Below are 25,963 nucleotides of genomic sequence, written 5' to 3' on the forward strand. Positions count from 1 at the left end.
CTTGCGTTGAAATGCGGAAACGCTCGTGATCGCGAGCATGCCCGACATCATGCCGTGATGGCAATTCGCTCGCAGAGGGACCGGAAAAGCCCGATCAGGGTCTTGCGTTGAGGCGCTGGCGTGCCGGCGTCATTGGCAGAGCGCCGAGGTCACGTAGGTGTCGGTGCGGCAATCGCCCGGCTTGCGCTGGCGACCGGGGATCAGCACCCTCGCCGAGCAGGTCTCCGCGGAATCGGTGTTGAGGCTCTTGCCTTCCTTGTAACCCTTGCCCTGGCACAGCCGGTCGGCGCCGAGCTTGCAATCCGGCGTGGCGTTGGCGGCGATCGGGCAGACGATGCGGCCGGAGATCATGGTCGAGGGCTTGGTGAGCCGCGAGAGCGTGTCACTGGTCTCCTTCAGCACACTCGGTGCGGCGTCGCCGCCGTTCGGGGCAGCCGGCCGGTCGGCTTGCCGCGGCGGGCCTGCGGGGGCGCCGGCCATCTCGCCTTCGTTCGCGGGCGGCTCCGGCGTGGCCTCCGGACGCTTCAGCGGAATGACCGCCATCTTCTCGAACAGCTTGCCGAGCTCCTCCACCAGACCCGGATTGGAGGACGGCGGCGCAGGCTGGACGGCAGGCACCTGCTGCGGCGGCTGTTGCGGCGCTTCTCGCAGCCCCAAGGAAGGCGTCGTTTGCGCCCATGCCCCGGCGGCGGAGAGAACCGAGACGACGACGAGCAGCGCCGCCCCTGCCCCCGGCCCCGGGCGCAGCGGCCGCATCAGATCAGCTTCACGGCGACGACGAAGCCGGCCACCAGCACGGCCGCGCCAATTGCCACCCACAGGCCGAGATGCTTCTCGATGCGCACCCTGATCCATTCGCCATAGCGGTTGAGCAATATCGCGGCGATGAAGAAGCGGCCGCCGCGCGCGATGATCGAGCAGACGATGAACAGAAACAGATTATAGCCGGCGAAGCCCGACGTGATCGTGACCAGCTTGTAGGGGATCGGCGTCAATCCCTTCACCAGGATGATGACGGCGCCCCACTCGGCATAGGAGGCACGGAACGCCTCGACCTTGTCGCCGAGGCCGTAGAGCTGGATCAGCCAATGGCCGAGCGAGTCGTAGAGCAGCGCGCCGATGGCGTAGCCGACCAAGCCGCCCGCCACCGACGCCGCGGTGCAGACGCCGGCGAACAGCCAGGCCCGCTGCGGCTTCGCCAGCGACATCGGGATCAGCATCACATCCGGCGGCACCGGAAAGAACGAGCTTTCAGCGAAGGCAACCGCGGCCATGATCCACATGGCATGCGGCTTGTGGGCGGCGTCGATACACCAGTCGTAGATCCGTCTGAGCATGCTGGCGATGAAGCAAACCGGGCAGGATTTGTCCATGGCCCATATGCCGGTCCGAATCGGAGCGCCACACTAGTGCCGCTTGCGGATGGTCCGGCTTTCGGCCGCGACGATCGGTCGCCCCGCCACCCGTCCGGGCGCGGCCTTGGCGACCTTCACCGGCGATTTCGGCAGCTTCTCGGCGATGCCGAGCATCAGCTCGCGCCGTTCCATCTCGCGCCAGACGTCCTCGGGCTGGACATCGAGCTCGGCCCATAGCACGGCCAGATTGTAGATCAGGTCGGCGCTTTCGCGCACCACGGCCTGGGCGTCGCCGCCGACGGCATCGATCGCAACCTCGATGGCCTCTTCGGCGAGCTTTTTGGCCATCTTGGCCGTGCCCTGCTGCATCAGCTTGGCCGTGCGCGATCGCGCGGGATCGAGATCCCTGGCCGCCAGGACAGCGCGATAGAGCCGCTCGATCGAATCAGTCATCCCGCCACAATAGTTAAATTCGATGGTCCGCATATTAACGTTCGCGGCGGGCAAGAAGAAATCCGCCGGCGCGGGGCCGGCGGATCGTCTATTCGATCTCACATCACCAATGCGGGTGATGATAATAGCCGCCACCGTAATAGGGGCCGCCGCCGTAATACTGATAGCGCGGTCCGTAGCCGTAATAGGCCGGCCGGCCATAGTAATAGTTGTCCTCGTAGTAGGAACGGCGGTTCTGTGTCGCCGCGATGGCAAGTCCGGTGCCGACGATGCCGGCGAACGCCGCCGCAGCCGCCGCGCCGCCGTTGCCGCGATAGTGGCGCCGGCGCGCGCTGACATCGGTCACGCCGCCATCATTGGCCGTCTTGGCGACGACGCCCTTCTCGGCCGGCGCGGAGCCGGCAAAGGCGAGTGTCGGCTGCACGGCCGTCAAAGTCACCGCGGCCACCGTCGCCAGGACGGTAGCACGGCCAAAGCGTGAAAAACTTCCGCACTGTGCGATCATGTGGATCCTCCGTACAATCTCATCTCGCGTACCAACTCGCGAACTGCGTCCACAGTTCCCCTCGCGAAACCCGAAGTCGAAGCCGCAAATCGCCGCAGGCCTTGCTCATGGACCGTTCACATTCGATCCGACATGATCAGGCACCGCCGGCCCCGAGCGGCAGCGACAGCGACATTGTCACGAAATTGACATATCGATCCCGCGACGGCCGGCGAACTGATTAGAATACCGGCGTGACAAGACCGGTACGGCCTGCGAATACCGGCGTGACATGATGCGCATGCGACGACCCGTCACCCTGCTTGCTTTGGCGCGCTTGGCGCTCCTGGCGGCCTTCGTGGTGCCCGCGTGGCTGTCAGATCACGAGGCCCTCGCAGAGGAGCCGAAACGTCCGGTCGCCGTCATGTTCGCGCTGGATCGGCCGCTCGATGGCAGCATGGCGCCACTGGTCCTCGCCGCCAGCCGCGGGCTGTTCGCCACCGAGGGCGTGACCGTCACCATCACCACGGCCAAGGGCTCTCCCGATGCGATCGCGCGGGTGGCCTCCGGCGAGGCCGACATGGCGCTCGCCGACATCAACGAGCTGATCCGCTATCGCGACGCGTCCAACAGCCAGCCGGTCAAGGCCGTGTTCGTGCTGTTCAACAGGGCGCCTTATGCGATCATCGCGCGCAGGAGCCGCGGCATCAACGGGCTCGGCGACATCGAAGGCAAGACGCTCGGCGTCGCCGAGGGCGATCTCTCGATCCGGCTGTGGCCGGCGGTCGCGCGGCACAACCATCTCAGGCCCGAGACCATCAAGCTGTCGCGCGTCGGCGCGGCCGTGCGCGAGCCGATCCTGTCGGCCGGCCAGGTCGATGCCGTCAGCGGCTTCTCCTATTTGTCGGCCCTCAATCTGCGCGACCGCGGCGTGCCTGCCGCCGATCTCGCGGTGCTGCGCTTCGCCGATTACGGCTGCGAGGCCTATGGCCACGCCGTCATCGTCAACCCGGGCTTCGCAACCAAGCAGCCGGCTGCGGTTAAGGGATTCCTGCGCGCGCTGACGTCTGGCCTGCAGCTTGCCATCAAGGACCCTGCCGGCGCGATCGCCGACGTGGTGAGCCGGATGGATGACGGCTCGCGCGAGCTCGAGCTGCAGCGGCTGCAGAGCGTGCTCGTCGACAACGTGCTGACGCCGGACGTCCGCCGCGACGGCATCGGCGGCATCGATCCCGCCCGGTTCGAGCGGGCCCTCGACCAGCTCGCCGAGGACGGCAAATTCCACCACAAGCGTCCGCTACCCGCCGACATCTTCGACGACAGCTTCCTGCCGCCCGCCGACAGCCGGCTCGTCAACTGAGCGCTCGCCGCGGCGGCCGTTCCCTTGCTAACATGACGCCGCGCGCACCCAGCGCTGGCTCCAACTGTCGACACGAAGCGCCCCGCCCATGTCCCTGCTCCGCATTTATGCCCGCGTGCTCCATCTGCTCGGAAAGGAGGCGCGGCTGGGCTGGTTTCTGGCGATCGCCAACCTGGCCCTCGCGGTGGCACAGTTCGCCGAGCCGGTGCTGTTCGGACGCATTGTCGACTCGCTCTCCGGCAACGCCTCGACCAGCACCGCCTGGCCGCTGCTCGCGGCCTGGGCCGGATTCGGCCTGTTCACGATTTTGGCCAGCGCCTGGGTCGCGCTGCAGGCCGACCGGCTGGCGCACCGGCAGCGCCATGCCGTGCTGACGAGCTATTTCGAGCACATTTTGCAGCTGCCGCTGACGTTCCATTCCGGCACCCATTCCGGCCGGCTGATGAAGGTGATGATCAACGGCACCGACGCGCTGTGGAAGCTGTGGCTGTCGTTCTTCCGCGAGCACTTCGCCGCCATCATGTCGGTGCTGGTGCTGCTGCCGCTGTCGCTCTATCTGAACTGGCGGCTCGCGATCCTCTTGTTCGTGCTGTGCGTGGTGTTCACGGTGCTGACGACGCTGGTGGTGCGCAAGACCTACGGCATGCAGAGCGAGGTCGAAGAGCACTACAGCGACCTGTCGGCGCGCGCCTCCGATGCGCTCGGCAACGTCGCGCTGGTGCAGAGCTTCGTGCGCATCGAAGCCGAGGTGCAGGGCCTGCGCAACGTCGCCGGCCAGTTGCTCTCGGTGCAGATGCCGGTGCTCGGCTGGTGGGCGCTGGTGACGGTGATCACGCGCGCCTCCACCACCATCACGGTGCTGGCAATCTTCACCCTCGGCATCGCGCTGCATCAGCAGGGACTGAGCTCGGTCGGCGAGATCGTGATGTTCGTGTCGTTCGCGACCATGCTGATCCAGAAGCTCGAGCAGGTCGTGTCCTTCATCAACAACGTGTTCATGGAAGCGCCCCGGCTGGCCGAGTTCTTCACCGTGCTCGACGCCGTGCCGGCGGTGCGCGACCGCCCCGATGCGATCGACGTCGGCCGGCTCTCGGGCCTGGTCGAATTCAACGATGTGTCGTTCTCCTATGACGGCAAGCGTCCGGCGGTCGAGGACCTCACCTTCACCGCGCTGCCCGGCCAGACCATCGCGCTGGTCGGGCCGACCGGCGCCGGCAAGTCGACCGCGATTGCGCTCCTGCATCGCGCCTTCGATCCGCAATCCGGCTTCATCAAGATCGACGGCATGGATGTCCGCGGATTGAAGCTTGCGGCCCTGCGCCGGAACATCGGCGTCGTGTTCCAGGAGGCGCTGCTGTTCAATCGCTCGATCCGCGAGAACCTCTTGGTCGGCAAGCCCGATGCGACCGAGGAGGAGATTCGCACCGCCGCCGCGCGCGCCCAGGCGCTCGACTTCATCGACCGCGCCGAGCAGGGCTTCGATACCGATGCCGGCGAGCGCGGCCGCATGCTGTCCGGCGGCGAGCGCCAGCGGCTCTCGATCGCGCGTGCGCTCTTGAAGGATCCACCGATCCTGATTCTCGACGAGGCGACATCAGCGCTCGATGCCGTCACCGAGGCCAAGCTCAACGCGGCGCTCGACGAGGTGATGAAGGGACGCACGACCTTCGTGATCGCGCACCGGCTCTCGACCATCCGCAACGCGACGCGAATCCTCGTGTTCGAGAACGGACGCGTGATCGAAAGCGGAACGTTCGATGAACTCGTCGCCAAGGGCGGCCACTTCGCGGAACTGGCGAAGGCCCAGTTCATGGTGCAGGAGAGCGCGCGCGCGACTCTCGCAGAGTCCGAGAGCGACGGTACCATCGTCAAGACCTGATCGCGGGACGCTTTCATCGTGGAATTGAATGGCTGGCCTCTGTTCGCCAGCGTCGAGCCGGTATAGGTTCGCGGCCTGCCGCAACCGAAGCGGCGCCGGACACGCTTGAAACCCGAAAGCCCGCTTGCCCACCTCGCCGCGCGAGGCGGGTCTCAAAGGACCGGACCAGACCAGTGCAGACGCTTCGCCTGTTGTTCCGCTACGCCCCGATCAAGATCATCGCTCTCGCTGCCGCTCTCGTGCTCACGCCCCGCTGGGCCAGCGCCGAGGCGCTGCTGCTCGTCGAAGCCGATACCGGCAAGGTGCTGGAAGCGCAGAACGCGACCTATCCATGGTATCCCGCGTCGGTCACCAAGCTGATGACGGCCTATGTCACCTTGAAGGCGGTCAAGGACGGCAGGATCACGCTTGACACGCTGTTCACGGTCTCACCGGCCGCGGCATCGCAGTCGCCGTCGAAGATGGGCTATCGGCCCGGCACGCAGGTCACCGTCGACAACGCGCTGAAGATGATGCTGGTGAAGTCCGCCAACGACATGGCGGTGGTGCTGGCCGAAGGCGTCGGCGGCTCCATCGACGGCTTCTCGGCGATGATGAACGACACCGCTCGCAAGCTCGGCATGACGCAGACCAGCTACGTCAATCCGAACGGACTGCCGGCCGACGGCCAGATCACCTCGGCGCGTGATCTCGCGATCCTGGCGCGCGCCATCATCCGCGATCTTCCCGAGTACGAATACTTCGTGCACATCCCGTCGATCCGCTACGGCCGCCGCGTCGTGCAGAACTTCAACAAGCTGATCGGGCGCTATCCCGGCGCCGACGGCTTCAAGACCGGCTTCATCTGCGCTTCGGGCTACAATCTGGTGGCGTCGGCGACCCGCAACGGCAAGCGCCTGATCGCGGTGGTGCTCGGCGCCTCCTCGGGACAGATGCGCGCCGTGCGCGCGATCCAGATGCTGGACCGCGGCTTCAACGGCAACCAGTTGAGCTGGCTGAAATCGCCGCTCGGCACAGTCGATCAGTTGGCCCCCGTCGACGCGACGCCGCCCAACCTGCGTGACGACATGTGCAACGGCCGCCGCCACCGACCAGCCAGCGACGACGACGAGGACACCGTTGCCGGCGCGGACGGCGAAGCGACCGGCGGCACCCTGCTCGCCGGCCTGCAGGCGCCGACCATGAAGCCGTCCGAGCTGCTGGCGGCGGCGCCCGTCCCGTCCGAGCCGGTGCTGGTCTACACCGGCCCGACGCGGACCGGCGCGGCGCTGATCGCCGCCGTAGCCGCCGATGCCGACGCTCAGACCCCGGCCAGACACCGCGGCAAGAAGGCGCATGCCGCCGCGCGGAAGGATGCCAAGCCGGCGACCCGGACCGCCGCCAAGACCGATGCGGATGCGAAGGCCGCGGCGAAGCCGGAGGCCAAGCCGTCGGAGGCCAAGCCGGGCGCGGCACGCCACGTCGCCGCCAAGCACGATGCCGGCGCAAAACCGGCGGAAAAGACCGGCTCCGACGCGCCCAAGCCCGCCAAGCCCAAGGCCGCCGCAAAGCCGAAGACGGCCGGCAAGCCCGCGCCGAAGGACGGCTGATCCGGCGCGGCCCATAGGGCCGCAGCCGACTGGGCCCAGCCTCCGCCCGGCCTCCTTACCCTGCCGCTTTCGTCGACACGCCGGCCGCTTGCCTTGAAGGGCCGGAAATTCGATATTGGCCGCCGCCAGCTTCCCGAGCGAGGCTGGCGGACGCCAATACACGAACAAGAGACGATCAGAGAGGAAGGGTCATGGAGCGCATCTGGCTCAAGCACTATCCGGCCGGCGTTCCCGCCGATATCGATCCGGGCAAATACCCGTCGCTCGTCGACCTGCTGGAAGAGAGCTTCAGGAAATTCGCCGATCGCCGCGCCTTCATCTGCATGGACAAGGCGATCAGCTATCGCGAGCTCGACGACATGTCGGTCGCGCTGGGCGCCTATCTGCAGGGCCTTGGGCTGGCCAAGGGCGCGCGCGTCGCGCTGATGATGCCGAACGTGCTGCAATATCCGATCGCGATCTCCGCGGTGCTGCGCGCGGGCTACGCGGTCGTCAACGTCAACCCGCTCTACACGCCGCGCGAGCTCGAGCACCAGCTCAAGGATTCCGGCGCCGAGGCGATCATCGTGCTGGAGAACTTTGCCCACACGGTGCAGCAGGTGGTCGGCCACACCCAGGTCAAGCACATCGTCGTCGCCAGCATGGGCGACCTGCTCGGCTTCAAGGGCGTGATCGTCAACCTCGTCGTCCGTCGCCTGAAGAAGATGGTGCCGGCGTTCTCGCTGCCGGGCGCCGTGCCCTTCAACGATGCGCTCGCCGCCGGCCGCGGCAAGCGCTTCCAGAAGCCCACCATCGGTCCGGACGACGTCGCCTTCCTGCAATATACCGGCGGCACCACCGGCGTCTCCAAGGGCGCCACGCTGCTCCATCGCAACGTCGTCGCCAACGTGCTGCAGAACGATGCGTGGCTGCAGCCAGTGATGGACAAGCCGCCGCATGTCGATCAGCTGCTGATCGTCTGCGCGCTGCCGCTCTACCACATCTTCGCGCTGACCTGCTGCTTCCTGCTCGCGGTGCGCGCGGGCGGCGCCAATCTGCTGATCCCCAATCCGCGCGACATCCCCGGCTTCATCAAGGAGCTGATGAAGTATCAGGTCACCACCTTCCCGGCCGTCAACACGCTCTACAACGGCCTGCTGCATCATCCCGACTTCCGCAAGATCGACTTCTCCAAGCTGAAGGTCTCCAACGGCGGCGGCATGGCCGTGCAGCGCCCGGTGGCCGAGCAGTGGAAGCAGGTGACGGGCTGCAGCATTGCCGAAGGCTACGGCCTGTCGGAGACCGCGCCGGTCTTGACCTGCAACCTGCCGACCTCGACCGAGTTCACCGGCACGATCGGCCTGCCGCTGCCGTCGACCTGGCTGTCGATCCGCGACGACGACGGCAACGAGGTGCCGCTCGGCCAGCCCGGCGAGATCTGCGCCAAGGGCCCGCAGGTGATGGCGGGCTATTGGAACAGGCCCGACGAGACCGCCAAGGTGATGACCGCGGACGGCTTCTTCCGCACCGGCGACATCGGCGTCATGGCCGCGGACGGCGCGATCAAGATCGTGGACCGCAAGAAGGACATGATCCTGGTCTCCGGCTTCAACGTCTATCCGAACGAGGTCGAGGAAGTGATCGCGACCCATCCGGGCGTGCTGGAGACCGCCGTGATCGGGCTGCCGGACGAGAAGACCGGCGAGGTCGTCAAGGCCTTCGTGGTGAAGAAGGATCCCGACCTCACGTCCGAGGACATCATCAAGCACTGCCACGAGCAGCTCACGAACTACAAGGTGCCGAAGCAGATCGAGTTCAGGACCGAGCTGCCGAAGACCAATGTCGGCAAGATCCTGCGCCGGGAGCTGCGCGACGAGAAGAAGAAGCCGGCGGCGGCGGCCTGAGTCCATTGGCGCCGCAAGCGCCGGCGTGCGATGAGGGACCTGCGATGACGGATACGTGATCACGGCGGGCCGTTGCCGTTTCCGGCGCGCCGAATAGTGTAGCGCGCACCGCGCAAGACACATTCAAAAGACACATCCAGGGGAAGGAGTAACTCGAATGACCATCCAGGTTGGCGATAAGCTGCCGCAGGCCCAATTCCGCGTCATGACCGGCGAAGGCCCGCAGGTCAAAACCACCGACGACATCTTCAAGGGCAAGAAGGTCGCGCTGTTCGCGGTGCCCGGCGCCTACACCGGCACCTGCCACAAGATGCATCTGCCGAGCATCTTCCTCAATGCCTATGCGCTGAAGGACAAGGGCGTCGACACGATCGCGATCGTCTCGGTCAACGACGCCTTCGTGATGAATGCCTGGAAGCGCGACACCGACCAGCGCGACGAGGCCGTGTTCCTGGCTGACGGCAATGCCGAGTTCACCAAGGCGATCGGCATGGAGCTCGACGCCTCCGGTGCCGGCCTCGGCATCCGCTCCAAGCGCTATTCGATGCTGGTCGAGGACGGCAAGGTCACCAAGCTGAACCTCGAAGCCGCTCCGGGCAAGGTCGAGGTCTCCGGCGGCGACACCCTGCTCGGGCAGCTGTAAGTAAACAACGCACTGCTGCAGATGATCAGTCGTTCCGGGGCGCGAAGCGAACCCGGAACCTCGAGATTCCGGGTTCGACGCTCTCGCGTCGCCCCGGAATGACGATCAAACTCACAACCGTAGAAGACCTCAGCCCCGCACGTTCTTCTGCATCCTGGCCATCGCCACGCCATCGCGCGCCAGTTGATCGGCGCGCTCGTTCTCGGCGTGGCCGGCGTGGCCCTTGACCCAGTGCCAATTGACCTTGTGCGGCTTCAGCGCGGCATCGAGCCGTTGCCAGAGCTCGGCGTTCTTGACCGGCTTCTTGTCCGCGGTTTTCCAGCCGTTGCGCTTCCAGCCGTGGATCCAGCCGGTGATGCCCTGCCGGACATATTGGCTGTCGGTGTAGAGCTCGACCTGGCACGACTTCTTCAGCGCTTCCAGCGCGGAGATCGCGGCCATCAGCTCCATGCGGTTGTTGGTGGTGTGCGGCTCGCCGCCCTTGAGCTCTTTTTCCTTGTCGCCGAAGCGCAGGATCGCGCCCCAGCCGCCCGGCCCCGGATTCCCCGAGCAGGCGCCATCGGTGTAGATGCTGACGACCGGATGCTCGCTCACGCCACGGCTCCACCGATGCCGTAGTCGCGCACGCTGGTCACCGCCTGGTGGAAGCGCAGCTTGCGGACATATTCGAGCGGGTCCTTGGGCTTCACCAGCGCGCCGGGAGGCACGTTGAGCCAGTCCACCAGCCGCGTCAGCAGGAAGCGGATCGCGGCGCCGCGCGCCAACAGCGGCAGCGCCTCCAGCTCGGCCTCCGACAGCGGCCGGACGCGGCCATAGGCGTTGAAGAAGGCGCGCGCCTTGGTGACGTTCAGCGAATGATCGGCCTCGAAGCACCAGGCGTTGAGGCAGATCGCGACGTCATACGCCAGAATGTCGTTGCAGGAGAACGGGAAGTCGATCAGCCCCGAGAGCTTGTCGCCGAGGAAGAACACGTTGTCCGGAAACAGGTCGGCGTGGATGACGCCTTCCGGCAGATGCGTCGGCCAGGAGCGCTCGAGATGATCGAGCTCGGCGGAGAGCAGCGCGGAGAGGCCGGCCTGCACCGTGTCGGCGCGGTCGGCGGCCTGCGCGAACAATGACCACCAGCCGGCGACCGAGAGCGGATTCTTGCGCACCAGCGGGAAGTCGCGTCCGGCCAGATGCATCTGCGCCAGCGCCGCGCCGACGCCGGCGCAGTGGGTGACGTTCGGCTTGCGCGGCCACATGCCTTCCAGGAAGTTGATGATCGCCGCGGGCCGGCCGGACAGGCTCGAATACACCGCCCCGTCGCGGTTGCGGGCGGGCTGCGGACAGCTCACGCCGCGCTCGGCGAGGTGGGCCATCAGCCCCAGAAAATACGGCAGATCGTCCACCGCCACGCGCTTCTCGTACAGCGTGAGGATGAAGGAGCCCTTGGTGGTGTGCAGCAGGAAGTTGGAGTTCTCGACCCCTTCGGCGATGCCCTTGTAGGAGAGCAGCTCGCCGATGTCGTAGGTCTTGAGGAAGTCCGCAAGCTCGTCGGCGGCGACGTCGGTATAGACCGCCATACCCTGTCCTGGTTCTCGAAGTTCGCCGGCCCCGCCTCCCCCGACGCGAACTTCATCACCGGGGAGGCTCGTTTGCGCCCTTCATCGCGCATGCGAGCGCCGCGTTCAAGACGGATGCGCCGGCGGTGGACCAAAAAGAGCGGCCGCCAGGGCCGCCTTTACTCGGCCGCGGCTTCCGGCCGCAGCGAGCGCGGCAGCGGGAAGAACTCGTTCTCTTCAGCCGCCGAGACCGTCTCGACATGGAGCACGTAGCGCTCGGCGAAGGCGCCCATGATCTCCTCGACGATCACCTCCGGCGCCGAGGCGCCAGCGGTGATGCCGAGGCTCTTGATGCCCTCGAAGCGCGCCCAGTCGATGTCCGAGGCACGCTGCGCCAGCACGGCAATCGGGCAGCCCTCGCGCTCGGCGACCTCGCGCAGGCGCTGCGAGTTCGACGAGTTCGGCGCACCGACCACGATCAGCGCGTCGACCACCGGCGCCACCTTCTTGACCGCCAGCTGGCGGTTGGTGGTGGCGTAGCAGATGTCTTCCTTGTGCGGGCCCGAGATGTTCGGGAAACGGCCCTTGAGGATCGCGACGATATCCTTGGTGTCGTCGATCGACAGCGTGGTCTGGGTGACGAAAGCGAGGTTGTTGGGATCCTTCGGGGTGAAGGTCGCCGCGTCCTCGGCGGTCTCGATCAGCGTCACGGCGCCCGCCGGAAGCTGGCCGACGGTGCCGACCACCTCCGGATGGTGCGAATGGCCGATCAGCAGGATCTCGCGGCCGCGCTTGAAGTGGATCGCCGCCTCGCGGTGGACCTTGGTGACCAGCGGGCAGGTCGCGTCCAGGGAGAAGAAATTGCGGGCCTGGGCCTCGGCCGGAACCGATTTCGGCACGCCATGCGCCGAAAATACCACCGGTGCGTTGGTACTGTCGGGAATCTCCGCCAGTTCCTCGACGAAGATGGCGCCCTTGGTCTTCAGGCTGTCGACGACGTATTTGTTGTGCACGATCTCGTGGCGGACATAGACCGGGGCGCCATAGATGGCGAGCGCCCGCTCCACGGTGTCGATGGCGCGCACCACGCCGGCGCAGAAGCCGCGCGGCGAGCAAAGCACGATTTTGAGGTCTGGTTTGGCTGCCATGGGGCTGGTCTAAGCTGATCTTTGCGGGCTGGTTTCGGCGACCACGGACCCCCGGGCCGGCAAGCGGGGGCGGTCGATACGCGAGGAGCTTGGGTCTGACACTGGTTTGGGTAGGACTTGGGACTGCTTTCGAGCGCTGTCAAGGCCGTTTTCTCCAGGCCATTGCGCCATGCCCCCGGGACGGCTTATATAGGGCCAATTCCCGTCATCGCCGATGACCGCAGGTTTCGCCTCCAGGGCCGGGGCGGAGCACAAAGGAGATTTGCCATGAGCAACGCCCCGCTGATGCCGAAGGCAACTGCCGTGTGGCTGGTCGACAATACTGCCTTGACCTTCGACCAGGTCGCCGATTTTACCAAGATGCACCCGCTCGAGGTGCGCGCCATTGCCGACGGGGACGCCGCCCAGGGCATCAAGGGCATGGATCCGATCTCGACCGGGCAGCTCACCCGTGAGGAGATCGAGAAGGCCGAGCGCGACCCGAATTACCGCCTGCGGCTGCAGGAGAGCAAGGTCGTGCTGCCGCCGCAGCCCAAGCGCAAGGGCCCCCGCTACACCCCGGTGTCGCGCCGCCACGAGCGCCCGAGCGCCATCCTCTGGCTGGTGCGGAACCATCCCGAGCTCAAGGACGCCCAGATCATGCGCCTGGTCGGCACCACCAAGACCACCATCGCCAGCGTGCGCGACCGCACCCATTGGAATGCGCAGACGCTGACGCCGATGGACCCGGTGACGCTCGGCCTGTGCTCGCAGATCGAGCTCGACTTCGAGGTCCAGCGTGCCGCCAAGGAAAAGCCGCTCGACGCCAATTACAGCGGCGCCACCCTGCTCCCGGCCTCCGAGACCACGCGCAAGGACGAGTACGAGCCGGCGGGCCGCGACGAGGACGATCTCAACGTCGACGCCGTGTTCGCCAAGCTCAAGACCATCGGCGGCAAGAAGCAGGACGACGAGGAGTAGGACGCGGGCGCGTTCGTCTTCCTCGCTTCACTCGCGGGCGCCAGCCCCGCACTCAGTGTCGTCCCGGCGAACGCCGGGACCCATAACCGCCGGCTTGCGTAACCGCCCGAGATGGTTGTGACTCAGCGCCTCGTTTCTCACTCCCGCTGCGGCGTACGGGTCCCGGCTCAAGGCCGGGACGACAGCGGTGGGGAGGCGCGGGACTCGCGACAAACCAAGCTTCGCCAAAACAGACCTCCCAAAAAAATGGCGCCGGGGATGCCGGCGCCATGGCAGTCTGGGAGGAACTGAAAAAATCAGAACTTGTAGGTGACGCCGACGCCGACCAGCCACGGATCGATGTTGGCGCGGCCGGTGACCGGAATTGCGCCGTTGACGGTCGCCGAGTAGTTCGGCTGCAGCCACAGCTTCTTGACGTCGACGTTCAAGCCCCAGTGCCTGTCGAGCATGTAGTCGAAGCCGAACTGGACCGCGGCGCCCCACTGGTTGGAGATGTGCAGGTTGGTGACGGCAAGACCGTTCCACACCTGGTTCGCGGCGCTCTGGTTAAAGAAGACCGTGTAGTTCACGCCGGCACCGACATAGGGCTTGAAGGCGCCGAAATCGGTGAAGTGATACTGCAGGGTGAGCGTCGGCGGCAGCAGCCACGCCTTGCCGATGTTGAGACCGTCGAGCGAGCCGGTGCCGCCGATGGAATGCCGGGTGACGCCGAGGATCAACTCGGCCGCGATGTTCCTGGTGAAGAAGTAGCTGATGTCGAGCTCGGGCACGACCGAGTTGGAGATCGACAGGCCGGAGTTCGGCGACGACAGCGCCGGCACGCCGGTCACGTTCACGCTGGAGCCGCCGGCATCCGGCAGCACGCCGAGCGCTCGCACACGAAGCATCCACGGATTCCACGCTTCGACCACCGGCGCCTTGGTGTAGACCGGCGCCGCCTGCAGGTCGGCTGCTTGCGCCGAGCCCATGGCTCCGCAGATCGCCGCCAGCACCAGCAGCGACGACGAAAGTTTCAAGATTCTGTTCATCGAAGTCCCCATAGCCACCCTTGAGCAACATTTGCGCGGGCACAGCCGCGCCTTGCGGTCGCAGATGTGGCAGGGACGCCATGGACTTGGATTTGATCTCAATCAATCGGCATTGTTGCAGTGCCGATGTCACGCAACTGTTGCATCGAAGTCACGCGCCATGAGAGGCGCTTGCACGTGCGCTCAGGGCCGATCGGGATGGTTCATCATGTATTCGCCGAGATCGCGCTGCCGGCGATCGGCGCGTGCCTCGGCGCGTTGCCGCTGCACGTCGCGGTCCTTGCGGCAGGCGACATATTCGGCGGAGCCCGGCGCGACCTTGCCGCCGGCCTGACAGACCGCATCGTCATCGTCATTGCCGAGCGCCACTGCAGGGCCCTGGTTGCGGGAGGCGCAGGCCGTGAGCGAAAATACGGCCATCAGCACCAAGGCCAGGCGGGCGGAGGTCTGTCGCATCGAACGTTCCATTCTCGTCAATCGGGCTGGTCTCGGCCGTTGCTTGACGACAATGGGCGCCCGGGTCAAGCCCGGGGTACGTTCAGCGGCGCCGCTTCAGACCCGGCTCTTCAGCGCCTCGCCGATTTCCTCGAGCACCTTGGGATCCTCGATCGTGGCCGGCATGCTCCATTGCTCGCCGTCGGCGATCTTCTTGATCGTGCCGCGCAGGATCTTGCCGGAGCGCGTCTTCGGCAAGCGGCCGACGGTGATCGCGAGCTTGAACGCAGCGACCGGTCCGAGCTTGTCGCGCACCAGCGCCACGATCTCCTTTTCGATCTGCGACGGGCTGCGCGAGACACCGGCCTTGAGCACGATGAAGCCGCACGGCACCTCGCCCTTGATCGCATCCTTGATGCCGAGCACGGCACATTCCGCGACATCGGGATGCGAGGCCAATATTTCCTCCATGCCGCCGGTCGAGAGCCGGTGGCCGGCGACATTGATGATGTCGTCGGTGCGGCCCATCACGAAGACGTAGCCGTCCTCGTCCTTGTAGCCGGCGTCCGAGGTCTTGTAGTAGCCGGGGAACTCGCTGAGATAGGACTCCTTGAAGCGATCCTCCTGCTGCCACAGCGTCGGCAGGCAGCCCGGCGGCATCGGCAGCTTGATCACGATCGAGCCCATGGTGTTGGCGGGCACTGGCCTCGCCGCCTCGTCGACGATGTCGACTTGGTAGCCCGGCATCGGGACCGTCGGCGAGCCGTGCTTGACCGGCAAGAGGCCGAGGCCGGCCGGATTTCCGGCGATGCACCAGCCGGTCTCGGTCTGCCACCAGTGGTCGATGACCGGCACCTTCAATTGCTGCTCGGCCCATTCCACGGTCGGCGGGTCGGCGCGCTCGCCGGCGAGGAACAGCGTGCGGAACTGTGACAAATCGTATTTGCGCAGCAACGTGCCTTCGGGATCTTCCTTGCGGATGGCGCGGAACGCGGTCGGCGCCGTGAACAGCGCCACCGCCTTGTGGTCGCTGATGACGCGCCAGAACGCGCCGGCATCGGGCGTGCCGACCGGCTTGCCCTCATACATCACCGACGTCGCGCCATGGATCAGCGGGCCGTAGATGATGTAGCTGTGGCCGACCACCCAGCCGATGTCGGAGGCGCACCACCACACCTCGCCCGGCTTGATGCCATAGAGATTCTCCATTGACCATTTGAGCGCGACGAGGTGCCCGCCATTGTCGCGCACCACGCCCTTCGGCTTGCCGGTCGTGCCCGACGTGTAGAGGATGTAGAGCGGATCGGTCGCCAGCACGGGCACGCACGGCGCCGCCTTGCCATTGGCGAGCGCGGACTTGCGCAGCGCGGCCCAGTCGTAATCGCGGCCGGGCTTGAGCTCGCAGACATGCTCGGGACGCTGCAGGATGATGCAGGCCTTGGGCCTGTTGTCGGCGAGCTCGATCGCCTGGTCGAGCAGCGGCTTGTATTGCACGATGCGGCCGGGCTCGATGCCGCAGCTCGCCGATAGCACGAGCTTTGGCGTCGCATCGTCGATGCGGGTGGCGAGCTCCTTGGCCGCGAAGCCGCCGAATACGACCGAATGCACCGCGCCGATGCGCGCGCAGGCGAGCATCGCGACCATCGCTTCCGGCACCATCGGCATGTAGAGGATAACGCGGTCACCCTTGCCGACGCCGAAATCCTGCATGATCGCGGCGAGCGTCTGCACCTCCTTCAGCATCTCGGCATAGGTGAGCTTGGTGACCGAGCTGGTGAGCGGCGAATCGTGAATCAGCGCCAACTGCTCGCCGCGGCCGGCGGCGACGTGGCGATCGAGCGCGTTGTAGCAGGTGTTGACGACGGCCCCAGTGAACCAGCGGCCATAGGCGCCCATCGACGGATCGAAGATCTTTTTGGCCGGCTCGATCCAATCGATCGCGCGGGCGGCCTCGGCCCAGAACCCTTCGGGGTCCTGCAGCGACCGTGCATGGACCTCGTGATAGCGGCTCGCAGCGCTCATGACGTTTCCCCAAGATCTGTGTTTATTCCCGACTATTGTCACGGGACAAAGCGACAGTTCAAGCCGTCATGAATTGATCCAGATCAGGCGGGCCGGACGTCCGGGCCATTTTCCGGGCCGGATCAATGCGCTGCGTCGCGGAGGGTATCCAGGCGACGCTGCAGGGCTAGACGAAGGTCGTAGCCCGGCTTGCCGAAGCGGGCGTTGCGCTCGGCGATGAAGTCACGCTGCGTTCCGCGCAGCTCGGCAGCGGCGCGGCCGCGGGAGGACTTCAAGCGCCGGGCGTAGCTTTCGGAAATGCCGAGATCGAGCACCGAGAGCTGCGGGTCGGCACAGATGACCTTCTCGACCTCGCGCACGGCCGTGGCGCAATCGAACGACGGACCGCTTCGCTCCGACGGCGCATTCAACGGACGCGGCGGCTCGGCGCCGAACTTCTTGATCTCGGCCAGCATGACGCGCCGGCCGGCAATGGCATTGTCGTTACCGGGATCCAGCCGCAGCGCCGCCTCGTAGTCGGCCAGCGCCTTGGCGCGCTCACCCATCTTCTTGTACAACACCGCACGGTTGTTGTAGGCGAGCGCGAAATTCGGATCGAGCCGCAGCGCCGCGTCGTAGTCGCTGAGCGCCGCGCCGAGCTCGTCCTTGAACTGATGGGAATCGCCGCGATTGGTGAAGAAATTTGCCCGTTGCTCCATCCTGATCGCCTGGTCATAATCGGCGATCGCCTTGTCGTACTCCTTCATGGCGGCGTAGGTGAGGCCGCGATTGTCGTAATATTCCGACACCTTCGGATCGCGCCGGATCGCCTCGTCGTCATCGGCCAGCGCCTTGTCCATCTGGCCGAGCTTCTTGTAGGCCGCGGCACGATTGGTGAATGTGCGCGGCCGTTCCGGGTCGAGCCGGATCGCCTCGTCATAGTCGCGCACGGCCTTCTCATTGTCGCCGCGCAGGTAGAAGGCGACGCCCCGGTCGGCATAGGCCTGCGCGTAGTCGGGCTTCAGCCGGATCGCCTGGTCGTAGTCGGCCAGAGCGCGATCAAGACGGCGCTGCTCGGTATGGACAACGCCACGCAGCTCATAGGCTTCGGCGTCATTCGGATCGAGCGAGATCGCCATGCTCAGATCGGCCGCCGCCTTGCCGGCATCGCCACCGGCTTCGCGCATCAGGTCGCCTCGCAGCCGATAGGCGCGCGCATTCTTGCCGTCGAGCGCGATGGCACGGTCGAGATCCTTCAGGGCCTGGGTCAGGCCGCTGGAGGTGCGGGCACGGGCGTCGGCACGGGCGACCAGGGCGATGGATTGATCCTTCGGCGAACCCGATGCCTGCTCGATTGCCGTCGAGCAGGCGGCGATGAGTTCGGACGGGGGCGCCTTGCTGCCCAAAGCGCATTCGGGGTCCGCGGCGAATGCTGGCCGGGCCCCGAGGCCAAGGACAAGCCCGGCTGCAAGACCCAGCGCGAGGTAGGACGAGCGGGATGAAATCGAACGAATGAAAGCGTGCATCGGCATGGACTCGGCTCGAATTCCGACTGTTGCGGGTTGAGATGCTGATCTCCCCCGTTGTCGTCTCCGGACGAAACCCGGTTCAAGCGGCCACGCCGATGGTCAATAGCCGTCGACGCCGTTCAGCCGCCGCAGGCGGTCCTGCATCGCCTTCTTGAGATCGTAGCCGGGCTTGCCAAAGCCGGCGTTGCGCCGCGCGATGAACGCGTCCTGCTCGCGCTGCAGGGCGCGCGCCGCGGCGGGGCCGGCCGCCTCGCGAACGACGCGGGCCTGCGCGCCGTCGATCTCGCGATCGAGATTGGCGAGCTCCGGATCGGCGCAGATCGCTTTCTCCACGGCGCGCCGCGCCATGGCGCAATTGAAGCTCGGCCTGCCCGCGACGGCCATCTGCGCGCCCAGGCGCTCGAGCTCCACTGCGAGCGCGTGGTAGTTGCTGCGGGCGCTGGCGTGATCCGGATTGAGCCGCAGCGCCGCGGCGAAATCGGCCAGCGCCTTCGGACGGTCGCCCTTCTTGCGATGCAGTTCGCCGCGCGCATTGAAGATGCTGGCGAGCGTCGGGTTGAGCTGCAAGGTCACGCCGTAATCGGCGATGGCGCGATCGATCTCACCCCTGGTGATGAAGATCGAGGCGCGCGCGATCAGCGCGTTGATGCGATCGGCCCTCGCGGCCTTGGGATTGTCGATCACGGCGCCGCATTCGGTGAGCACCTTGTCGCCATCGCGCGCCTCCGAGGCCGCCATACAGGCACCGGCATCCACCGCCAGCTCCTTGCCGGGCTCGGCCGCGCCGACCGCATGGGCCTGGGTCGAGACCAGCCATCCGAGCGCGACAAGCGCAGCGAGGCGCAGCATCCCATCCCGGCGATCGGCTGCAGCCCATGAGGAGACGGATGCGGTCAAGGCAGATGGCTCTCTCAGGTCGTGGGCGATCCGGCACGGCGCGGGCGTAGCCGCCGCCGCGGCGACTTCAACTATACAGCGGCAGCCGCGGTGCGACAGTCCTTTCCTGCAGAAGGCGCCCCTTGCGAACGGGCGCTCGCGAGCTGATTGCGGCCCCGACAAAAATGCGTGTGGTCGTGCCGCGCATTCCCCTCGCGATGTTGTGGATGCGCGCCCCCGGCGATGCCTTCGGTCGCCATTTGAACCTGTTGCGATCCCAGCAGACACAACCGCATGACTATTCTGACCGACAATTCGCGCGCACGCGGCGTCGTTGCGTCCCCTGCGCGCTATTTCTATTTCAACATGGCTCTGGCCTGCATGGCCATTGCGATCATCGGCTTCGCACCGACCTACTGGCTGCCACTGGCCCGCGGCTCATTCTCCGGCGCGCCCGTGATTCATTTCCACGGCTTCCTGTTCTTCACCTGGACTCTGTATTTCGCGCTGCAGAGCTGGCTTGCCGCATCCGGACGCACGGCGCGGCACCGCTCGCTCGGCATCTTCGGCGTATCGCTCGCCACGGCGATGACGATCTTTGGCTTCCTCGTTGCCATCGAGGCGATGAAGCGCTCTGCGGCAATGGGGCAGGTCAATGAGGGCATCGCCTTTGCCATCGTGCCGCTCAGCGGCATCGCCTTCTTTGCCGTGGTCTTTACGCTCGCGGTTGTCCATCTGCGCCGGCCGGAAACGCACAAGCGGCTGATGCTGCTCGCCGGCATCTCGCTGCTCGACGCCGCCGTGGCGCGCTGGTTCCTGACATTCCTGGCGCCGCCCGGCCCGCTCGGCCCGCCGCCGGTGTTCGTAACGATCCCGCCGGCTTTCGTCGCCTACCTGCTGCTCGTCGTCGCCATCATCCACGACCGCCGCACGTTCGGACGTGTCCACCCGGTCTACGTCTATGGCGGGCTGGCGCTGATCGCCGTGAAGCTCCTGAACTGGCCGATCAGCATGACCTCGGCATGGCATGCATTCGCGGGCGGCATGCTGGCGATGGCGCAATAGCCCTCAACAAGACAAAGCCGTTCCACACCACCGTCATTGCGAGGAGCCGAAGGCGACGAAGCAATCCAGAGCTCCCGAGAGACTCCGGACTGCTTCCGCCCTCGCTCTTCGAGCTACGGCGGACACGTCGCTTCGCTCGCAATGACGAGAGCGGCGAGACCTAACTCCTGCAGGTCAGCCCGCCATCGACCACCAGCATGGTGCCGGTGACATAGCGCGACTCGTCGGAGGCGAGGAACAACGCGGCATTGGCGACGTCGAAGGCATCGCCCATATGCCCCATCGGCACCTGCGCATCGCGCTTGCGCCACATCTCCTCGACATCGCCCTTGGCGTAGCTCGCAGCCAGCCCAGCGGAGTGCTCGACCATCGGCGTCTTCATCAGCCCGGGCAGGATCGCATTGACGCGGACGTGCTTCGGCGCGAACTCGACCGCTGTCGTGCGCGTCATCTGGTTCATCGCCGCCTTGCTGGCGCCGTAGCTGACATAGGAGATGCCGACCTGGCGGATCGAGGCCACCGAGGAGATGTTGATGATGGATCCGCCGCCCTGCCCGATCATCACCGGAATGACGTGCTTCATGGCGAGATAGGCGCTCTTCAGGTTGACCGCGAACACGCGGTCCCATTCCGCTTCATCGACATCGACCACGCTGCCCATCTCCGCAATGCCGACATTGTTGTCGAGCACGTCGATGCGACCATAGGCGGCAACGCAAGCCTTCACCATCGCCTCGACCTCGGCGGCCTTCGAGACATCGGCGGTGAACGCCTCGGCCTGCCCGCCTTCGCCTGAAATGATCGAGGCGGTCTCCGCGGCGGCGTCCTTGTTGCGGTCGACGCAGAACACCTTGGCGCCGTGCCGGGCAAAGATCACGGCCGTGGCCTTGCCATTGCCCCAGCCCGGTCCGATCGAGCCCGCACCGGCCACCAGCGCCACCTTACCCTCGAGACGATCCATCGCGTTCTCCCGTCGTTCGTTCGTTATTCGCTACAGGCGCTCATCGTGATGGTCGCTGCGCCGATGTCATGGCCGAAGATGTCCGACAGCGTCCGGCATTGCCCCTCTGTACAGATGCGCCACTCGCCGGCCGCGCCGGAATTGGCGAGCACGATCCGCGACAGCGGCCCCCGCTGGGTCTGCCACTGGAACCAGCCGTCAACCAGCCGCGCCTCCGGCGGCGGCTCCATGCCCGCGCCCGAGCCCTTGACGCGCGCCTGCACCAGTTCGAGACCATCGGCCGTGACGCGCCAATCCTCCTGCCACGCGGTCTTCTCGACCGAGTGGGTCCAAGCCAAAGTGAAGCCGGCGAGCGTCAGCGCCTTCACCACACCCGATGACGCGAGGCAGAGGCTCAAGCGGAGGCCGCCACAGCAGCCGGCGGCCGCTGCCGCCACTGCCACGCCACGATCACCACCGCCAGGGCAAATCCCAGCACGTCACTGTAGGGAAATTCGCCGAGCAGGCAGACCGACGCGACAAACGCCAGCAGGCGCTCGACCAGGGTCATGCGCACGTACAGGAAGCCGATCGCCACCATGCCGAACAGGCCGATCGAGATCAGCGCCTTGACGGAGGCATACGCCACCGCGCCGATGAAGCCGAGTTGCGCCTCCATCGGGTCGCCGGCCTGCAGCATCAATGCCGGCGAGTAGACGAAGATGAAGGGAATGACGTAGCCGGCGAGCGCGATCCGCATCGCCTCCCAGCCGATCTTGTCCGGATTCTCCTTGGCGATCGGCGCCGCCGCCAGCGCCGCCAGCGCCACCGGTGGCGAGAGGTCCGCCATGATGCCGTAGTAGAACGCGAACATGTGGCTCGCGATCAGCGGCACGCCGAGCTTGGCGAGCGCAGGGGCCGCCAGTGCCGCGGTGATGATGTAGGTCGGGATGGTCGGAATGCCGGTGCCGAGCAGGATCGACAGCAGCATGGTCATGATCAGCGCCGCGAACAGGCTGGTCTTGCCGAGGCCGATCACCCAGCTGCCGAAGATCGAGCCGACGCCGGTCTGCGTCATCATGCCGATGATGACGCCGACGATCGCGCAGGCCATGCCGACGGTCAACGCCGACTTCGCACTTTCAGCCAGAGAATCGCGGCAGGCGTGCAAGGTGCCCATGCCGCCGCGCACGAAGCCGGTGATGACGATGAGCGCGACGACGACGGAAGCGACGGGCACGATCTGCAGGCCGTTGCGCGACAGCGCGCCGACGACGAGCGCCAGCCCGATCCAGAACACGTAACGCAGCACCTGGTTGGAGAAGCCCATGGTGATCGAGGTGCCCAGGATCAGCGCCACCGTCAGCGCGAGTCCCATCGAGCCCGCATACAGCGGCGTGAAGCCCTCGAACAACATGTAGACCAGCGCGGCGAGCGGCAGCACGAGATACCAGCGCACCACCAGCGCCTTCCAGGCGCTCGGGATCTCCGACGGCTTCATGCCGGTCAGGCCGTGCTTGCCGGCCTCCAGATGCACCATCCAGAACGCCGAGGCGAAATAGAGGATGGCCGGGATCACGGCCGCCTTGACGATGACCGAGTAGTCGACTCCCAGCGTCTCGGCCATGATGAAGGCGACCGCGCCCATGACAGGCGGCATGATCTGGCCGCCCATCGACGCGGTGGCCTCGACGCCGGCCGCAAAGGCGCGGCGGTAGCCGAACCGGATCATCAGCGGAATCGTGAACTGGCCGACGGTCACCACGTTGGCAACGCCCGAGCCCGAGATCGTGCCCATCATGCCGGAGGCGAACACCGCGACCTTGGCCGGACCGCCGCGGGTGCGACCGAACAGGCCGAGCGAGACGTCGGTGAACAGCTGGATCATGCCGGCATGCTCGAGGAACGAGCCGAACAGGATGAACAGGAAGATGTAGGTCGCCGAGACGTAGATCGGCACGCCGTAGAAGCCCTCGGTGCCGAAGGAGAGGTGTGTAATCACCTGATCGAAATCATAGCCGCGATGGTTGAGCGGCGCCGGCAGATACTGGCCGAAGAACCAGTACAGCAGGCAGGCGCCGCACATCAGCGGCAGCGCGAGCCCCATCAGCCGGCGCGTGCCCTCGAAGATCAGTACCGCCAGCAGGGTTCCGACCACGAGATCGGTGCGCGTCGGATCGCCGTCGCGCGCGATCAGATCCGCATAGAAGATCCACTGATAGAGGCCGCAGAGGAAGCCGATGGCGCCGATGGTCCAGCCGGCGATGCGCCCGGCGTCGGTCTTGGCGGTGAAGTTGCCGATCAGGCCGAAGGTCAGCAGCAGCAGGAAGCCGACATGGACGCCGCGCACGACCTGGCTCGGCAGATAGTTGAAGGCGGCGACGTAGAGCTGGAATATCGCAAAGGCGAGCCCGATGCCGTAGGCGAGATAGCCCCAGCGGCCGGGGCCGAAGCCTTCCGGAAAGCCGTGCTCGAAATTGTCGAACTCGACCTTGACCGGCGTTTCCATGTTCACGGCTTCAATCGTCATGATCCCCCCAACGCGCCCATCAGGCGCTGCTGACCATGGCCGCAATCACCTGAACGACAAGACTGCGCGGAGGGCTTCCCGCGCAGCCGGTTGCGAATGATCCGGCCTGCAAGGAAGGCCGGGCGAGCAGCTCCTTATTTCAGGATGCCCTTTTCCTTGTAGTAGCGGATCGCGCCCGGATGCAGCGGCACCGGGCTGTCCTGCGCCGCTGTCTCCAGCTTGATCTCCTTGCCGGCGGCATGCGCATTGGCGAGCTCCGGCAGCGAATCGAAGATCAGCTTGGTCATCTGATAGGCGAGATCGTCTGATACCGCCGAGCTGGTGACGAGATAATTGATCACAGCCGCGGTCGGCACGTCCTTGTCCTGACCGGTATAGGTGTTGGCCGGGATGATCGCCGCCACGAACGGCGCACCGATCTTGTCGACGACCTCCTTCGGCACCGACACCACCGTGATCGGCGACGAGGTCGACAGATCCTTCAACGAAGCGACGCCGAGGCCAGCCGACTGCAAGGTGGCGCCGAGCTGCCGGTTCTTCATCAGGTCGACGGATTCGGCGAAGGGCAGATACTCCACCTTGCCGAGATCCTTGTAGCTCATGCCGGCGGCGGCGAGGATCGCGCGCGAGTTGAGCTCGGTGCCGGACTTCGGCGCGCCGACCGACAGGCTCTTGCCCTTGAGATCCGCCAGCGTCTTGATGCCGGACTCGGCCGTCGCGACGATCTGGATGTAGTTCGGATAGATCGCGCCGATCGTGCGCAGCTTGTCCAGCTTGGACTTGAAGCCGGCCTCCTCCTCGCCGTTCCAGGCGGCTTTCAGGGAGTCGCCGAGCGCGAAGGCGAGCTCGCCGCGTCCCTGCTGCAGCAGGATCAGGTTCTCGACCGAGGCCTTGGTCGCCTGCACCTGGGTCTTCACATTGGGGATCTTGTCGCCGTAGATCTTCCCGATCGCGACACCGAGCGGGTAGTAGACGCCCGACGTGCCGCCGGTGAGCACGTTGATGAAACTCTGCGCCTGCGCCGCTGGCGCCGCGAGCAGGCAGGCGGCTGCCAGAATGAAACCGGTTGCAGCGCCAGAGAATGTCGAGAAACGCATGGATCCTCCCATTGATTTTGCCGCAAATTGGACGGCTGCGGGCGCTGGGTCAACCCATCCGAAAGACTGGCGCACCAGCCGCTCCCGCTCCCACGGCGCGAGGCCGGGACCGATGCGCCCCGCGTTCAATCTTACATTGACAGTATCACCAGCTTGAACCGCAGGTGCAGCCCAATGCGGCGGGCCGCCTCCCTCGCGAGGCCACCGATCATTGGAACGTCATGTCGAGGCATTTGGAGATGTCCGAGCCGAGCCCGGACGAGATCGTGATGCAGCCGCGAACCTTCTGCTGGGTCGCATCCGCCACCCAGATCGAGTAGCCGCCATTGCCGAAGAAGGAGTTGGTGTTCGCCGGCTCGGTCTCGGTGGCGTCGAACTCGTATTTGGAATCGGTGTCGAACACGCGCGGCTTCCTGGTACAGCCGCCGTCGGTCTGGACGTTGATGACCTCCTTGTTGTCCCGGGTCAGCGACAGTGAGACCTGGCAGCGGAAATATTCCGAGGTCTTCACGTTGAAGAGGTAGGCGTAGGACTTGCAGACGGCCGTATTGAGCTTGCCGGCGGAGAGACCGCGGCTGCAGGCGATGCGTTGGTTGTTGGACAGCTTGAAGTCGTCGGCCCGGGCGGATGCCAACGTCACCAGCGACAACGCCGCAACCCAACCGATCTTCGTGACGAGGCTCATCCGAATCATCCCCAAAGTGTTTTCTTGGCCTATGTTTCTAAACCACGCTGCAGGATAATCGCGAGATCGGCGAATTTAAAATCCGCCAACGATCACTGCGCTGCGACGGGGCGACGTTGACGCCGCCTCGGCGTTCGTGATTTGTTCGAGATAACATCGATTGGAGGAGGACATGAAGAGCCCGGTTCTGAAAGCCCTTATCGCCCTCGGTGCGCTGGGCGCACTGACCAGCGCGGCGCGCGCGGCACCGCCGGAGCCGTGGGAGCTGAAGCCCGACATGGGCTACGCCTATGGCAAGGATGGCAAGACGCTCGCCTACAAGATGGGCACCAAGAACGCCGACATGCTGCTCAAGGGCGCCAAGAAGGTGCCGAAGGGCACGCTGTTCTTCGTAGGCCAGAACGGTCAGCTCTACATGCGGACGGCCCCCTATCTCGACGGCGACGGCAGCTTCTCGTTCGGCGCGGATGAGTGAAGGC

Annotated in this window: 25 protein-coding genes; 8 read left to right on the forward strand and 17 right to left on the reverse strand. The window is 65.9% G+C overall.

What is annotated here, in order from left to right:
• Window positions 1-129: 129 nt before the first annotated feature.
• From QX051_RS24165 to QX051_RS24180, 4 genes are all read right to left on the reverse strand, one after another.
• On the reverse strand, window positions 130-756 hold the full coding sequence (locus tag QX051_RS24165; protein WP_315777839.1) for a hypothetical protein: 627 nt from the start codon (window positions 754-756) through the stop codon (window positions 130-132).
• Complete coding sequence (locus QX051_RS24170) at window positions 756-1,337, reverse strand: YqaA family protein (RefSeq protein ID WP_315737020.1); 582 nt, start codon at window positions 1,335-1,337, stop codon at window positions 756-758. The genes QX051_RS24165 and QX051_RS24170 overlap by 1 nt, the downstream gene beginning before the upstream one ends.
• A gap of 69 nt (window positions 1,338-1,406) precedes the next feature.
• Window positions 1,407-1,808, reverse strand: coding sequence for a phosphoribosyl-ATP diphosphatase (gene hisE / locus QX051_RS24175; RefSeq protein ID WP_315736132.1), 402 nt, complete (start codon window positions 1,806-1,808; stop codon window positions 1,407-1,409).
• A 103-nt stretch (window positions 1,809-1,911) separates the two neighbouring features.
• Window positions 1,912-2,313, reverse strand: a complete 402-nt coding sequence (locus QX051_RS24180; RefSeq protein ID WP_315777840.1) for a hypothetical protein — start codon at window positions 2,311-2,313, stop codon at window positions 1,912-1,914.
• Window positions 2,314-2,587: 274 nt separating this feature from the next.
• Between QX051_RS24180 and QX051_RS24185 the strand changes: the two genes are divergently transcribed.
• The 5 genes from QX051_RS24185 (at window position 2,588) to QX051_RS24205 (ending at window position 9,646) form a co-directional block, all read left to right on the forward strand.
• Complete coding sequence (locus tag QX051_RS24185) at window positions 2,588-3,652, forward strand: ABC transporter substrate-binding protein (protein WP_315777841.1); 1,065 nt, start codon at window positions 2,588-2,590, stop codon at window positions 3,650-3,652.
• Window positions 3,653-3,740: 88 nt separating this feature from the next.
• Complete coding sequence (locus QX051_RS24190; RefSeq protein WP_315777842.1) at window positions 3,741-5,531, forward strand: glucan ABC transporter ATP-binding protein/ permease; 1,791 nt, start codon at window positions 3,741-3,743, stop codon at window positions 5,529-5,531.
• Between the two features lie 173 nt (window positions 5,532-5,704).
• A complete protein-coding gene (locus tag QX051_RS24195) occupies window positions 5,705-7,120 on the forward strand; it encodes a D-alanyl-D-alanine carboxypeptidase family protein (protein ID WP_315777843.1) in 1,416 nt (471 codons plus the stop codon).
• 191 nt (window positions 7,121-7,311) lie between these two features.
• Window positions 7,312-9,003 carry a long-chain fatty acid--CoA ligase gene (locus QX051_RS24200; protein WP_315777844.1) on the forward strand — a complete coding sequence of 564 codons (1,692 nt, stop codon included), beginning with the start codon at window positions 7,312-7,314 and terminating at the stop codon, window positions 9,001-9,003.
• A 157-nt stretch (window positions 9,004-9,160) separates the two neighbouring features.
• A complete protein-coding gene (locus tag QX051_RS24205; protein ID WP_315758853.1) occupies window positions 9,161-9,646 on the forward strand; it encodes a peroxiredoxin in 486 nt (161 codons plus the stop codon).
• Window positions 9,647-9,775: 129 nt separating this feature from the next.
• On the opposite strand, the gene rnhA is transcribed toward QX051_RS24205, so the two are convergent.
• The 3 genes from rnhA to ispH all read right to left on the reverse strand — a co-directional run bounded on the left by rnhA (window position 9,776) and on the right by ispH (window position 12,338).
• Window positions 9,776-10,240 carry a ribonuclease HI gene (gene rnhA / locus QX051_RS24210; RefSeq protein WP_315736125.1) on the reverse strand — a complete coding sequence of 155 codons (465 nt, stop codon included), beginning with the start codon at window positions 10,238-10,240 and terminating at the stop codon, window positions 9,776-9,778.
• Window positions 10,237-11,211 (reverse strand): homoserine kinase, encoded by a 975-nt coding sequence (locus QX051_RS24215; RefSeq protein ID WP_315777845.1) that lies wholly within the window; start codon window positions 11,209-11,211, stop codon window positions 10,237-10,239. The genes rnhA and QX051_RS24215 overlap by 4 nt, the downstream gene beginning before the upstream one ends.
• Window positions 11,212-11,369: 158 nt before the next feature.
• Window positions 11,370-12,338, reverse strand: coding sequence for a 4-hydroxy-3-methylbut-2-enyl diphosphate reductase (ispH, locus tag QX051_RS24220; RefSeq protein WP_315716301.1), 969 nt, complete (start codon window positions 12,336-12,338; stop codon window positions 11,370-11,372).
• Between the two features lie 267 nt (window positions 12,339-12,605).
• On the opposite strand from ispH, the gene QX051_RS24225 reads away from it, so the two are divergent.
• The gene (locus tag QX051_RS24225) at window positions 12,606-13,298 is read left to right on the forward strand and encodes a DUF1013 domain-containing protein (protein ID WP_315736123.1); all 693 of its coding nucleotides are present in this window, start codon (window positions 12,606-12,608) and stop codon (window positions 13,296-13,298) included.
• Window positions 13,299-13,594: 296 nt separating this feature from the next.
• Here the strand turns inward: QX051_RS24225 and QX051_RS24230 are convergent, their stop codons facing one another.
• The 5 genes from QX051_RS24230 to QX051_RS24250 form a co-directional block, all read right to left on the reverse strand.
• Window positions 13,595-14,326: an OmpW family protein gene (locus QX051_RS24230; RefSeq protein WP_315736122.1), complete on the reverse strand. Its 732-nt coding sequence runs from the start codon at window positions 14,324-14,326 to the stop codon at window positions 13,595-13,597.
• Window positions 14,327-14,509: 183 nt separating this feature from the next.
• Window positions 14,510-14,782: a hypothetical protein gene (locus QX051_RS24235; protein WP_315736121.1), complete on the reverse strand. Its 273-nt coding sequence runs from the start codon at window positions 14,780-14,782 to the stop codon at window positions 14,510-14,512.
• A 96-nt stretch (window positions 14,783-14,878) separates the two neighbouring features.
• Window positions 14,879-16,783 (reverse strand): propionyl-CoA synthetase, encoded by a 1,905-nt coding sequence (locus tag QX051_RS24240; protein WP_315777846.1) that lies wholly within the window; start codon window positions 16,781-16,783, stop codon window positions 14,879-14,881.
• Between the two features lie 122 nt (window positions 16,784-16,905).
• Window positions 16,906-18,288, reverse strand: a complete 1,383-nt coding sequence (locus QX051_RS24245) for a tetratricopeptide repeat protein (RefSeq protein WP_315777883.1) — start codon at window positions 18,286-18,288, stop codon at window positions 16,906-16,908.
• A 102-nt stretch (window positions 18,289-18,390) separates the two neighbouring features.
• Complete coding sequence (locus tag QX051_RS24250; protein WP_315777847.1) at window positions 18,391-19,140, reverse strand: tetratricopeptide repeat protein; 750 nt, start codon at window positions 19,138-19,140, stop codon at window positions 18,391-18,393.
• A gap of 321 nt (window positions 19,141-19,461) precedes the next feature.
• Here QX051_RS24250 and QX051_RS24255 point away from each other — a divergent pair, with 321 nt between their 5' ends.
• The gene (locus QX051_RS24255) at window positions 19,462-20,232 is read left to right on the forward strand and encodes a hypothetical protein (RefSeq protein ID WP_315777848.1); all 771 of its coding nucleotides are present in this window, start codon (window positions 19,462-19,464) and stop codon (window positions 20,230-20,232) included.
• Between the two features lie 160 nt (window positions 20,233-20,392).
• Here the strand turns inward: QX051_RS24255 and QX051_RS24260 are convergent, their stop codons facing one another.
• The 5 genes from QX051_RS24260 to QX051_RS24280 all read right to left on the reverse strand — a co-directional run bounded on the left by QX051_RS24260 (window position 20,393) and on the right by QX051_RS24280 (window position 25,484).
• Window positions 20,393-21,193, reverse strand: a complete 801-nt coding sequence (locus QX051_RS24260) for an SDR family oxidoreductase (protein WP_315777849.1) — start codon at window positions 21,191-21,193, stop codon at window positions 20,393-20,395.
• Window positions 21,194-21,216: 23 nt separating this feature from the next.
• Window positions 21,217-21,591 (reverse strand): DUF1850 domain-containing protein, encoded by a 375-nt coding sequence (locus QX051_RS24265; protein WP_315777850.1) that lies wholly within the window; start codon window positions 21,589-21,591, stop codon window positions 21,217-21,219.
• Window positions 21,588-23,681: a TRAP transporter permease gene (locus QX051_RS24270; RefSeq protein ID WP_315777884.1), complete on the reverse strand. Its 2,094-nt coding sequence runs from the start codon at window positions 23,679-23,681 to the stop codon at window positions 21,588-21,590. The genes QX051_RS24265 and QX051_RS24270 overlap by 4 nt, the downstream gene beginning before the upstream one ends.
• A gap of 155 nt (window positions 23,682-23,836) precedes the next feature.
• Window positions 23,837-24,799, reverse strand: coding sequence for a TAXI family TRAP transporter solute-binding subunit (locus tag QX051_RS24275; RefSeq protein WP_315736113.1), 963 nt, complete (start codon window positions 24,797-24,799; stop codon window positions 23,837-23,839).
• 208 nt (window positions 24,800-25,007) lie between these two features.
• The gene (locus QX051_RS24280; protein ID WP_315736112.1) at window positions 25,008-25,484 is read right to left on the reverse strand and encodes a hypothetical protein; all 477 of its coding nucleotides are present in this window, start codon (window positions 25,482-25,484) and stop codon (window positions 25,008-25,010) included.
• A 172-nt stretch (window positions 25,485-25,656) separates the two neighbouring features.
• Between QX051_RS24280 and QX051_RS24285 the strand changes: the two genes are divergently transcribed.
• Window positions 25,657-25,959, forward strand: a complete 303-nt coding sequence (locus QX051_RS24285) for a hypothetical protein (protein ID WP_315736110.1) — start codon at window positions 25,657-25,659, stop codon at window positions 25,957-25,959.
• Window positions 25,960-25,963 lie beyond the last annotated feature (4 nt).

Origin of the sequence: Bradyrhizobium sp. SZCCHNR1053 (genome assembly GCF_032381235.1) — a bacterium.
GTDB lineage: Bacteria > Pseudomonadota > Alphaproteobacteria > Rhizobiales > Xanthobacteraceae > Bradyrhizobium.